The organism is Halomonas sp. ANAO-440 (genome assembly GCF_019915905.1).
Classification (GTDB): domain Bacteria; phylum Pseudomonadota; class Gammaproteobacteria; order Pseudomonadales; family Halomonadaceae; genus Halomonas; species Halomonas chromatireducens.
This window is the reverse complement of the sequence record NZ_JAHXBV010000002.1, coordinates 213,796-225,981: the sequence shown is the minus strand read 5'-3', so window position 1 is coordinate 225,981 and position 12,186 is coordinate 213,796. Positions and strand designations below refer to the sequence as shown.

Below are 12,186 nucleotides of genomic sequence, written 5' to 3'. Positions count from 1 at the left end.
GCCTGACCGGGAACCGGCCTCAGGGTGCTATCGCTCAAGTGCTGTCTCCATGCAACCGGCCACCAGTCGCTCGACGGCATCGAGATATGCACATGCCCGGGAGCGATGCGCCATGGTGGCCAGGATATCGGGTTGCAGCAGTGTCATCAGGCGCTCGGCGAGAGACACTGCAGTCATGTCGTGTTGCGGCAACAGTTCGGCCGCCCCTGCTGCGACCAGGGCACGAGCATTGGCGGTCTGATGGTCATCGACCGCATGGGGCAGTGGCACGAACAGCGCCGGCTTGGCGGCGGCCGCCAGCTCGGATACGGTCAAAGCCCCGGCACGACATACCACCAGGTCGGCCCAGTCGTAGGCCGCCGCCATGTCATCGATGAAGTCGCTCACCTCGGCCTCCACTCCCTGCCTGGCATACGCCTCCCGGGTGGCCGTCACCTTGTCGCGGCCGGCCTGGTGTCGCACCACGGGCCGCTGGGCCTCCGGCAGTCGGGCCAGGCCCTCGGGTACCCGCTGGTTCAGCGCCAGGGCCCCCAGCGAACCGCCGACCACAAGCAGCCGCAGGGGCCGCCCAGACATCGTATCGGCACCCCGTGGGGCCGCGCCCAGGGCGGCGATGTCCGCACGCACCGGGTTGCCGATTACCTCGGCACGACCGGGGAATGCCGCATCGAAGGCGGCATAAACCCGTTTTGACAACCGTGCCAAGGCTCTATTGGTCAATCCCGCCACGGCATTCTGCTCATGGATGATCAGCGGTCGTCGCATCAGCCAGGCGGCTAAACCGCCAGGGCCGCTGGCAAAACCACCGAGTCCTACCACCAGTTGCGGATCGAGCCGACTCAGGATACGGCCAGCCTGCCATATGGAACGGGTGAGGTTGAAGGGGGCCAGCAGCCAGCCGACCACACCATTGCCGCGCAGCCCGGCCACCGAAATGCGGTTGAGCGGAATATCGGCTGCAGGCACCAGACGGTTCTCGATTCCGCGAGGGCTACCCAGCCAGTGGACCTCCACGCCCTTCTCCTGCAGCCCTTTTGCCAGTGACAGGGCGGGTATGACGTGCCCTCCGGTGCCCCCTGCCATGATCAAAACTCGCCTTGGCTTCGTCATGCTCACTTGCCGACCCCCTCTGCTTCCAGCGCCCGGCGCCTGACCGTTGCCTCACGATGTACCACGGGCTTCGCCCTTCGCTGCGCCAATCGCGTCTCGATATCGGCACGCAGCAGCAGCGCCACCATCATTGCGCTGATCAGCAGGCTCGAGCCGCCGTAGCTCAACAGGGGCAATGTCAAGCCCTTGGTGGGCAGCATGCCGGTGCTGACGGCAATATTGATAAAGGCCTGGGCGCCTACCACCAGCGCTATGCCGTAGCTGAGGTAGGCCGCAAACGCCATGCCGGCGAGTTCGGCACGCCGCCCCACGGCCATGGCGCGGTAGATCAACAGGGCAAAAAGCCCAACCACGCCGAGCGCACCGAACAGCCCCAGTTCCTCGGCCAGCACGGCGAATACGAAATCGGTGTGGGCCTCGGGCAGGTAGAAGAGCTTCTGTACGCTGTTGCCCAGCCCCATACCCAGCCAGTGCCCGCGGCCGTAGGCGATGAGTGCCTGGGTCAACTGGTAACCGCTGGCGAACTGGTCCGCCCAGGGATCGGAAAAACTGGTCAGGCGAGCCAGGCGATAGGGCTCGGCGATGGCGACGTAGAAGCCCAGCACCCCGACGGCGCCGAGGATCAGCACGAAACGGACCCAAGGGGCTCCGGCCATCAGCAGCATACCCATGACGCAGGCGGTCATGACCACTACGGCACCATAGTCAGGCTCGAGAATCAGCAGCACGGCAATGATGCCCATTACCAGCAGCGGCCGCAGGAAGGCGCCCCAGTAACGTCGAACCTGAGGCAGGAATCGCTCCAGGTAGCCGGCCATGTAGGCAATCAGGCACAGCTTGGCGACTTCCGACACCTGCAGGTTGAAGGGTATTCCCGGGATAGAGAGCCAGCGCCGGCTGCCGTTGACCTCGCGGCCGACGAAGAGCACCAGCACCAGCAGTACAATACTGACCAGCAGCAGAAAGGGACCGTTGGCACGCCACCAGGCCAGCGGCGAGCGCAGCGTAAAGCCGGCTGCCACCAGGGCCAGAACCACGAACAGCGCATGGCGCTGACTGAAGTACCACGGGTTTCCGGTCAACCCGGCGGCCACTTCGGTGGAGGCCGACGTCACCATCACCCAGCCAATCAGCATCAGCGCAATGGCGGCAAACGCCAGCCAGCCATCGAAGGGCTGGTCCTGGGTGGAAAGTTGCTGGCGAAGTCTGGCGAACCGGGTCACAGGGGAGCCTCCGCGGCAAGGCGACAGACCCAGCGACGAAAGACTTCTCCGCGCTCCTGATAGTTGGCGAACTGATCGAGACTGGCGCAGGCCGGCGACAGCAGTACGCAGTCTCCCGGCTCGGCGATTGCCTGCGCCCGGGCCATGGCCGCCTCAAGGTCGTCGACCAGGGTGAGACTCACGCTGCCCCGCAGCGCCTTTTCGAGGCGCTCGGCATCCAGGCCGAAGAGCATCGCTTCGCGGCCGTACCGGGCAAGGGGTTCAGCCAGCGGGCCAAAGTCGGCCCCTTTCCCCATGCCTCCTGCCAGCAGGATCAGCTTGCCCTCCAGGGTCGGTCCCAGGCCCGCTATGGCAGCAAGGGCGGCACCGACATTGGTCCCCTTGGAGTCGTTGATCCAGCGCACGCCATCAACCTCGGCGATCACCTCCCCGCGGTGCGGCAGACCGGAAAAGCGGCGCAGCACTCGGCACATGGCCGCCATCGGGAACTCCAGGCGATGCCCCATGGCCAGGGCAGCCAGCGCATTGGCGTGATTGTGCCGGCCTGCCAGGCGCATCTCGCGCACCGGCATGAGCGGCGTCTCGCCGTGCATCAGCCAGTCGCCGCCCTCATGAATGGCGATGCCCCATTCACCGTCCTGGGGCGCCTGGGTGGTAAAGCTGTCCTGTGCCGGCAGACGCTCCAGCGGTCGGGTCATGGGGTCGTCGGCATTGATCACGCCGTGCCGGGCACCCCGGAAGATACCCAGCTTGGCGTCACGATAGCCCGCCATGTCGCCATGCCGGTCAAGATGATCCTCGGAGAGATTGAGAAAGGCAGCGGTCTCGGCCCCCAGGCGCGGCGTGGTTTCCAGTTGGAAGCTGGAAAGCTCCAGTACATAGCAGTCGGCATTCGGCTCGTCATCGAGCAGGTCCAGTGCCGGCGTACCCAGGTTGCCGCCCACCGCCACGCGCCGGCCCGACTCCAGGGCCATCTCGCCGAGCAGTGTGGTGACGGTGGACTTGGCATTGGAGCCGGTGATGGCGGCGATCGGCGCACGACAGGCGCGCACGAAGAGCGCAATCTCGCCGACCACCAGGGGTTCCCCGGTAGCATCGCGCACTCGGCCGGCAAGTTCGGCGAGCCCAGGCGTGCGCGGATCCACCCCCGGGCTGAGCACCACTTCTTCCACCTCACTCAGATCCAGCGATGTCAACGGACCGCAGTGAATCTCCACCCCGGGATGGGCCGCATGAAAATCGTCGACACTCGGAGGGACGGCACGGGTGTCGGCAACCATGTAGGGCACGCCCTGCCGCGACAGGTGTCGGCATATAGCGCGACCGGACACACCGAGTCCGACCACCAGGGTCATGCCCTTCGGCACCTTCAGCATGCTCGCCTCCTGTGCGTTGCGCAGGGTTAGAAATAAAACCTGTCCTGGCGCCTCAGCGAATCTTCAGGGTGGCCAGGCCAATCAACACCAGCACTACGGTGATGATCCAGAAGCGTACGATGACACGAGGCTCCGGCCACCCCTTGAGTTCGTAGTGATGATGAAGCGGTGCCATACGGAATATTCGACGCCCAGTCAGCTTGTACGACGCCACCTGGAGGATCACCGATACCGTTTCCATGACGAAGATGCCACCCATGATGAACAGCACGATTTCCTGGCGCACGATAACTGCCACCACCCCGAGGGCCGCCCCCAGCGCCAGCGCGCCGACGTCTCCCATGAAGACCTGGGCCGGATAGGTGTTGAACCACAGGAAGCCCAGGCCGGCACCCGAAATGGTGGCGCAGAAGACCGCCAACTCGCCGGCCCCGACGATATTGGGAATCTGCAGGTAGTTGGCGAACACCGCGTTGCCGCTGGCGTAGGCAAAAACCGCCAGGCCCATGGCCACCATGACGGTGGGCATGATTGCCAGACCATCCAGGCCATCGGTGAGGTTGACCGCATTGGAGCTGCCGACGATCACCAGATAGGTCAGCACGATGTAGAAGACCCCCAGCGGGATCACGATATCCTTGAACAGCGGTACGATCAGGCTGGTTTCCACCGGATTGCCGGCGGTATAAAAGAGCACCAGTGCGGCAATCAGGCCGATGACCGACTGCCACAGATACTTCCAGCGAGCCGGTAGCCCCCTGGGATTCTTCTCGACTACCTTGCGGTAATCGTCAACCCAGCCAATGGCACCGAAGCCCAGGGTCACCACCAGCACGATCCAGACATAATGCACGGTCAGGTCCGACCACAGCAGCGTACTGACAGCAATTGCCATCAGAATCATGGCGCCGCCCATGGTCGGCGTGCCGGCCTTGGACAGGTGAGACTGGGGGCCATCATCACGCACCGCCTGGCCGATCTGACGCTCGACCAGTCGACGTATCATCCAGGGCCCCAGCCAGAGACAGAGCAGCAGGGCCGTCATGGTCCCCAGGATCATCCGTAGGGTGAGATAACTGAAAACATTGAAGGCGCTCTGGTATTGCGCCAGGAAATTAGCCAGAAAAAGCAGCATGTGTAGCGTTCACCTTGATGCGTCAGCGCGAAGTGCGGCCACGACCCGTTCCATACCGGCACTGCGCGATCCCTTGATCAGTACGCTTGCCCCGGGGGGGAGTTGACTCAGGACGTAGCGCGTCAGCGCGTCGCGGTCGTTGAAATGGCACCCACCCTCTCCGAAGGCGCTGCTGGCTGGCTGTGCCAGCGCTCCGCAGGTGCCGAGCACGTCGATTCCCAGTTCCCGCGCATAGCGGCCGACTTCGGCATGCAGTCGGTCCGACGCCGCCCCCAGCTCACCCATGGCGCCCAGCAGACACCATCGCGGCCCCGGCAATTCGGCCAGCAGCGACAGGGCTGCCTTCACCGCGCCTGGATTGGCATTATAAGTATCGTCGAGCAGCCGGCATCCGTTGATGCCGGGTTCCGCGCTCAGGCGCCCCGGCATGGGCATGACGGCCTCCAGCCTGGCCAGCAGCGGCTCGGGGTCGTGCCCCAGCGCGATGGCACCTGCCAAGGCCGCCAGTACATTGGCCACGCCATGACGCCCCAGCAGGGCGAGCTGGACCCGTCCGCATCGACGCCCATCCACGACAAGCGTGAAAGCATAGCGCCCCATGGCGTCACAGGCCAGCTCGACGGCATGCACCCGCGCCAATTGACTGAAGCCGAAGTCCAGTATCGTCCGTGGAGCGGCAAGCCGAGACCAGAGCGGGTAGTAGCGATCATCACGGTTGAGTACCGCGATGCCGTCGTCGCCCAGACCGGCGAGAATCTCCGCCTTGGCCTGGGCGATCTGCCCCATGCCGCCGAACTCGCCCACATGGGCGCCGGTGACGTTGGTGATGATCGCCACCTGGGGCTGAGCGAGCATCGTGGTCCAGGCGATTTCGCCCAGATGATTCGCACCGAGCTCCACCACCGCTTGGCGATGCGAGGCACGCAGCGCAAGCAGCGTGAGCGGCGCACCGATATCGTTGTTGAGGTTGCCACGGGTAGCCAGGGTCTCGCCGGGGTGGCCCAGCAGCTGAGAGAGAATCTCCTTGACGCTGGTCTTGCCGCTGTTACCGGTCACTGCCACCAGCGGACCACCCCAGGCCCGGCGCCGAGCCCGCCCCAGCAACCCCAGAGCCAGGCGGGTATCCGGCACCACCAGCTGCGGCAGCGGATCGTTCACCGACGCCTCGACCAGCGCCGCCGCCGCCCCGGCTTCCCGCGCCTGGGCGAGGAAGTCATGGGCGTCGAAGCGTTCGCCGCGAAGCGCCACGAACAGGGCACCGGGAACCGGACTGCGCGAATCGGTCACGATGTCATCCAGCCGCCGATCCTCCCCGGGAGGGGCCACTCCGAGCGCTCCGGCCACCTCCGCCAGTGTCGCCAGACCGGGCCTAGGCATCGCTGTCGCTCCCACGCCGCCGCAGCGCCGTCTCGGCCCGCCGCGTATCGCAGAAGTCGTGGCGAATGCCGTCGATCTCCTGATACTTTTCATGGCCCTTGCCGGCTATCAATATCACATCTTCGATGCCGGCCTCGGCCAACGCCCGGTCGATGGCTTCGCCACGCCCGGCGATGGACCAGGCCTGTCGGCGAGTATCGGCCGACAGGCCCTCCAGCACCTGGTCGCGAATGGCAGCAGAGTCCTCGCTGCGGGGGTTGTCGTCGGTTACCACCAGCCGATCCGCATGGCGCTCGGCGGCCTTTGCCATCAGCGGCCGCTTGCCACCGTCCCGATCGCCGCCACAGCCGAACAGGCACCAGAGTTGCCCCTCGCCGGGGAGGTGGTGACGCAGGGCAATCAGAGCATTTTCCAGGGCATCCGGCGTGTGTGCGTAGTCGACGATCACCGTGGGGCAGCCGGGCCGACGCACCGCCTGCATTCGCCCCGGCACCGGCACCAGTCGTGTCGCCGCTTCGAACAGCGCTGGCAGCGACTCGCCCAGACCGTAGAGCGTGGCAATGGCCAGCAGCACGTTGTCCATGTTGAAGCGACCCATCAGCGGCAGCTCCAGGGCCATCTCCCCCTCGGGTGTGGCCACCAGCGCCAGCTGACCATGCCCGGAGGGCTTCCAGTCCAGCACCCGCAGCGTCGCTGCGGCATCGTCGCCCACGGCCAGAACCCGCACTCCCGGCGCCACGCCGGCCAGCATCAGGCGTGCCAGGGGGTCGTCGGCATTGACCACGGCAAGCGACAGCTCGGGGCGCCGGAACAGCCGTGCCTTGGCTGCCGCGTAGGCCGCCATGCTGCCGTGATAGTCGAGATGATCACGACTCAGGTTGGTAAAGACCGCCGCCGCCAGTTGGCTCCCATCCAGCCGTCCTTGCTCCAGGGCATGGGAGGAGACCTCCATGGCGATGCGGTCGATGCCGTCCCGTGCCATGCTCCCCAGCGATGCCTGCAGGTCCAGTGGCCCGGGGGTGGTCAGCTCGGCTTCTGCCAGCGCGGCAGGTCGGCCGTGACCCAGAGTGCCCACGACCCCGGCATCCCGCCCCACCGCAGCACTCAGCTCGGCCAGATAGTGTGTTACCGAGCTCTTGCCGTTGGTACCGGTGACACCAATCAGCTCGAGTCCTTCCGGGACCGCGAAGAGCTCATGGCCCAGCTCGCCCAGGCGCTGCCTCAGAAAGGGCAAGGCCAGCACGCGCTGCTCCTGGGCAGAGTCGGGCAAGGCCTCTTCTGGCTCGGTATGGTAGAGCACCCAGCCGGCGCCGGCGGCCAGAGCGTCGGCAAGGAAGGCGCGTCCATCCACGCTGACGCCCGGCACGGCAACGAAGATATCTCCCTGTGACAGGCGGCGGCTGTCGAGCACCAGCCGAACCGGTTCGCCCGGTACAACGTCGGGGATCGGCAGGCCGGGCCAGCATCGCTTGAGCGCAGCCTGAAAACGGGAACCACTCACCTCCATGGAAATACCTCTGACGGGAAGCATGAAAGTCTCATCGTATGCGCTGGTCAGGCGGCACATCGAGCAGCCTCAGCGCACCGCCGGTGACACGAGAGAATACCGGAGCCGCTACGGCACCGCCAAAGAAGTCGCCGCCACGCGGGTGATCGATCATGACGATGGTGACGATTCGCGGGTCGGAAACCGGTGCAACGCCGGCGAACAGGCTGCGGTAGGCATCCTGCTCGTACCCGCTGGCCGAGGTCTTGCGCACCGTGCCCGTCTTGCCGGCCACCCGATAGCCCGGCACCGCCGCCCGGCGCCCACCGGTGCCCGGCTGCACGGATTCCTCCATGATGCGCAACAGATCATGAGCTATCCCCGGATCGATGGCAGGGGTGCCGGCAGGACTCTCATGCAGCTTGAGAATGGAGGGGGGCATGCGCACCCCACCATTGGCCAGTGCCGTATAGGCGCTGGCCAGCTGTAGGGCGGAGACCGACAGGCCATAGCCATAGGAGAGCGCGGCCCACTGGCTGCGAGACCAGCGCACCGGTGCCGGCATGTGGCCGACGGCCTCGCCGGGAAAGCCCGTATCGGTACTCTGGCCGAAGCCCAGGCGACGATACACTTCGGGGACAAGGGGCTCGTCGAGCTCGAGCACCAATTTCGACATGCCGATATTGGAGGATTTCTCGAGGATACCGGCCAGGTCCAATCGGCCATAGTTACGAATATCGCGAATGGTGAAGCGGTCCAGCATCATCCAGCCAGGCGAGGTATCAACCTCGATGTCCAGATCGAACTGCCCACTCTCCATGATCGCCGCCATGGCCAGCGGCTTCACCACCGAGCCCGGCTCGAAGACATCGACAATGGCCTGGTTGCGCAGCCCACGCGGGTCGAGGCCAGCGCGGTTGTTAGGGTTGTAGGAGGGCTGATTGGCCATGGCCAGCACCTCCCCGGTGCGGGCATCCATCATGACCACGACGCCGCCATCGGCCTCGTGCTCGGCCACCGCGGCCTTGAGTTCACGATAAGCCATGTATTGCAGTCGCTGGTCGATGGAGAGCACCAGCTCGCCCCCGGGCTGTGCCTCGCGCAGGATGGCCAGGTCGCGCACCAGCCGGCCACGGCGGTCCTTGATCACCCGCCGCTGCCCCGGCGTACCGGCCAGAAATGGCTGATAGGCGAGCTCCACACCCTCCTGCCCAAAGTCGTCGACATTGGTAACGCCCAGCAGTTGAGCGGTTACCTCGCCAGCCGGGTAGTAGCGCTTGTACTCATGCTGGGCATAGACCCCGGCCATACGAAGGCCTAATACGCGCTGGGCTGCCTCCGGGGTCAGCTGTCGCCGCAGGTACATGAACTCACGCTCACTGAAGCGCTCGAGACGTGCATCGAGGTCGTCCGGGGACATGTTGAGCGCCTGGGCAAGCATCAGCCGCTGGATACGATCCTCGGGCACCTCCTGAGGGTTGGCCCACAGGGTCACCACCGGCGTCGAGATGGCCAGCGGCTCGCCGTTACGGTCGCTGATCATGCCCCGATGGGCACTCAGGGATTCGGTGCGCAGCGTCCTGGCATCTCCCTGCCCTTGAAGGAAAGAACGATCAATGACATGCAACGTCACGATACGCCCCGCCAGAAGCAGCATGCCCACAAGGATCAGGAAGAGAATCAGATAATAGCGTGCGCCACCCATGGGCGCTGAAGGCGGGCGACGACGCGGCGACACGCCGCCACGGGCATCAGCACTCATGGCCGTATGACCTCGACTTCATTGACGTGTGGCAGGCGCATGTCCAGCCTTTCGGTGGCCAGGCGCTCGATTCTTGCCGGCGACGACCAGGCACTCTCTTCCAGCAATAGCTGCCCCCACTCGGTCTGCAGCTGGTCGCGTTCACGCTCGAGCTGCTGCAGACGACCATACTGCTCCCGCGTCAGGTGGCTGACGTTGATCACTACGGTTGCGGTGATCAGACAGGCCACAACCAGCCCTGTCACCAGTAACAGTCCGGCGCTTGGCATGCCGGTCGAGGCCCAACGGGTCAGGGCCAAGCGTGAGGGTCGCAATCCTTGCTTCATGCCGTTCCTCAAACCAGCTTGCGCGCTGCCCGCATGACCGCACTGCGAGCCCGGGGATTGGAATCGACTTCTTCGCGTGTCGGTCGCCGGGCCTTGCCCAGCGGGGCCAGGCGCCTGGCAAGCTGGTCGTCACGGATCGGGACGCCACGGGGGAGGTCTGTGTCCCCACGCACGTGCTCACGAATGAAGCGCTTGACCCGACGATCCTCAAGCGAGTGAAAGCTGATCACCACCAGGTGGCCACCGGGGGCCAAGGCCTCCAGCGCGGCCTCGAGTGCCAAATCGAGCTGCTCCAGCTCACCATTGATATGGATACGCAGCGCCTGAAAGGCCCGGGTCGCGGGATGCTTGCCCTTCTCCCAGGCCGGGTGAGCGACCTTCAGCACCTCGGCCAGGTCCGCCGTACGGCTGAAGGGACGCTCGGCACGGCGCGTCACCACGGCCCTGGCGAGCCGCTTGGCAAAGCGCTCCTCGCCGTAGATCTTGAAGACCCGGGCGATATCGGCCTCGCCGGCACGAGCCAGCCAGGCCGCCACGCTCTCGCCCCGGGTCGGATCCATGCGCATGTCCAGCGGGCCGTCCCGCAGGAAGCTGAAACCACGTTCGGGATCATCCAGCTGTGGCGAGGAGACGCCAACGTCGAGCAACACCCCGGCCAGCTTGCCATGCAGGCCATGCCGTTCGGCCAGCTCACCCAGTCGCGCAAACTCCCCCTGCTCGATGGTGAAGCGGGCATCATCGATGTCCGCCGCTTCGGCAATGGCGTGGGGGTCACGATCGATGGCCAACAGGCGCCCCTCGGGAGCCAGCCGGGCAAGAATGGCCCGGGAATGGCCGCCCCGGCCGAAAGTGCCGTCCAGGTAGGCGCCGCCGGGATCGTGAACGAGCGCCTCAACGGCGCCGTCCAGCAGTACGCTGGCATGACGAAAGCCGCGGTGGGCCGGTTCAGGTGCGGTTGACGACATGCGCTTCTCTGGATTGTCGATAGCTGAGTATACCGACCGGCCTGGGGAAACACTGCATAAATGTCTGCGCTTCCCTGGGACCGGTAACGGAAGATTGAAATCAGGGGGAGTCGGCCGATAAGCCGGGTTCTGTCGAGGACAGCCATTCATCTAGGGGCCGCGTCACCACGGCCCTCGAGCAACCTACCCGAACCCGACGCGGGCCACGCCATTGGGTTCCTATTTGGTCTTGCTCCGGGTGGGGTTTACCATGCCACGCACTGTTACCAGGCGCGCGGTGCGCTCTTACCGCACCCTTTCACCCTTACCGGCCTCCCGAAGGAGACGTAGGCGGTCTGCTCTCTGCTGCACTTTCCGTCGGCTCGCGCCGCCCAGGCGTTACCTGGCACCCTGCCCTATGGAGCCCGGACTTTCCTCCCCCGGCCGACCGCGAGGGCCGGCACGGCGGCGACTGTCTGGCCGACTCCGAGCGCAAGAATAACAGCGCGCCGGAGCCCCCTCAATGTCTTTCCTCGTCATCGGACGCAGAGCCCAATAAATCAGCGCGCATCCTTGAGCGCCAGGGCCCGGCCATACCAGACCTTCTTCGCCCCCCCCAGCAGGCGTGCCGTCACGGCTGCCGCCTGCTTGACACCAACATCCTCGGCCAGCAGCGCACCCAGCAAGGCATTGGCTTCGACATCGCCAGCCTCGGGGGCGTCGCGCGGCTCGGCACCGGCTATCATGATCACGAACTCACCCCGAGCCTGGTCCGGGTCCTGCTCCATCCGCACCAGGAGCGCCTCCGCACTGCCGTCGAGAAAGGTCTCGAAGGCCTTGGTCAGCTCTCGTGCCAATACCACTCGGCGTCCGCCCAGCACATCGGCGATATCCGCCAGGGTGTCGCGGATACGGTGCGGCGATTCGTAGAAGACCAGCGTTTCCTCGCGGGGGGCAAGCCCTTCAAGACGCAGGCGGCGGGCGCCGCCCTTTGCCGGCAGGAAACCCTGGAAGAGGAACCGATCCGTGGGCAGCCCGGCGGCTGAAAGCGCCGCCACCAGCGCGCAGGCGCCCGGCACCGGCACGATACGGCGACCACGGGCACGCAGCTCCCGCACCAGAACGAATCCGGGGTCACTGATCAAGGGCGTGCCGGCATCAGATACCAGGGCGATATTCTCGCCAGCGACCAACCGCACGTCGAGTTGAGCGACGCGCGCCGCCTCGTTATGCTCATGGAGAGAGAGCATCGGCAACGCAAGCCCCAGGTGGCGCAGCAGCCGTGCGGTGTGGCGTGTATCCTCGGCAGCAATTACCGCCACCTCGCTCAGCACCCTGGCAGCGCGTGGCGAGAGATCTTCCAGATTCCCAATTGGTGTGGCGACCACGTACAATGTTCCCTGATTCACGTCAGTCATGTCGGCTCCTGGCAAGCTACCCGGACAAG

At 65.5% G+C, this 12,186-nt stretch carries 10 protein-coding genes and 1 other RNA gene; all 11 read right to left on the bottom strand.

Translation table 11 applies throughout. The features are described 5' to 3' along the window. Positions 1 to 27: 27 nt before the first annotated feature. Positions 28 to 1,083 carry an undecaprenyldiphospho-muramoylpentapeptide beta-N-acetylglucosaminyltransferase gene (gene murG, locus KZO25_RS02075; protein ID WP_262488789.1) on the bottom strand — a complete coding sequence of 352 codons (1,056 nt, stop codon included), beginning with the start codon at positions 1,081 to 1,083 and terminating at the stop codon, positions 28 to 30. A 29-nt stretch (positions 1,084 to 1,112) separates the two neighbouring features. Next, positions 1,113 to 2,333, bottom strand: a complete 1,221-nt coding sequence (gene ftsW, locus KZO25_RS02070; RefSeq protein WP_223135664.1) for a putative lipid II flippase FtsW — start codon at positions 2,331 to 2,333, stop codon at positions 1,113 to 1,115. Continuing rightward, positions 2,330 to 3,709: a UDP-N-acetylmuramoyl-L-alanine--D-glutamate ligase gene (murD, locus tag KZO25_RS02065; protein ID WP_223135663.1), complete on the bottom strand. Its 1,380-nt coding sequence runs from the start codon at positions 3,707 to 3,709 to the stop codon at positions 2,330 to 2,332. The genes ftsW and murD overlap by 4 nt, the downstream gene beginning before the upstream one ends. Positions 3,710 to 3,761: 52 nt before the next feature. Then, on the bottom strand, positions 3,762 to 4,844 hold the full coding sequence (gene mraY / locus KZO25_RS02060; RefSeq protein ID WP_066444653.1) for a phospho-N-acetylmuramoyl-pentapeptide-transferase: 1,083 nt from the start codon (positions 4,842 to 4,844) through the stop codon (positions 3,762 to 3,764). Positions 4,845 to 4,853: 9 nt separating this feature from the next. Then, a complete protein-coding gene (locus KZO25_RS02055) occupies positions 4,854 to 6,221 on the bottom strand; it encodes a UDP-N-acetylmuramoyl-tripeptide--D-alanyl-D-alanine ligase (protein ID WP_223135662.1) in 1,368 nt (455 codons plus the stop codon). Then, entirely contained in the window at positions 6,214 to 7,728 is a 1,515-nt protein-coding gene (locus KZO25_RS02050; protein WP_223135821.1) for a UDP-N-acetylmuramoyl-L-alanyl-D-glutamate--2,6-diaminopimelate ligase, read from the bottom strand. Before KZO25_RS02050 ends, KZO25_RS02055 begins: the two co-directional genes overlap by 8 nt. 31 nt (positions 7,729 to 7,759) lie before the next feature. Next, positions 7,760 to 9,469 carry a peptidoglycan D,D-transpeptidase FtsI family protein gene (locus tag KZO25_RS02045; RefSeq protein WP_066444646.1) on the bottom strand — a complete coding sequence of 570 codons (1,710 nt, stop codon included), beginning with the start codon at positions 9,467 to 9,469 and terminating at the stop codon, positions 7,760 to 7,762. Further along, positions 9,466 to 9,795: a cell division protein FtsL gene (ftsL, locus tag KZO25_RS02040; RefSeq protein ID WP_083517389.1), complete on the bottom strand. Its 330-nt coding sequence runs from the start codon at positions 9,793 to 9,795 to the stop codon at positions 9,466 to 9,468. The genes KZO25_RS02045 and ftsL overlap by 4 nt, the downstream gene beginning before the upstream one ends. 8 nt (positions 9,796 to 9,803) lie before the next feature. Continuing rightward, entirely contained in the window at positions 9,804 to 10,760 is a 957-nt protein-coding gene (gene rsmH, locus KZO25_RS02035; protein WP_223135661.1) for a 16S rRNA (cytosine(1402)-N(4))-methyltransferase RsmH, read from the bottom strand. Between the two features lie 102 nt (positions 10,761 to 10,862). Beyond that, positions 10,863 to 11,227: RNase P RNA component class A (gene rnpB, locus KZO25_RS02030), an RNA gene on the bottom strand. 72 nt (positions 11,228 to 11,299) lie between these two features. After that, positions 11,300 to 12,157, bottom strand: a complete 858-nt coding sequence (rsmI, locus tag KZO25_RS02025) for a 16S rRNA (cytidine(1402)-2'-O)-methyltransferase (protein WP_223135660.1) — start codon at positions 12,155 to 12,157, stop codon at positions 11,300 to 11,302. Positions 12,158 to 12,186 lie beyond the last annotated feature (29 nt).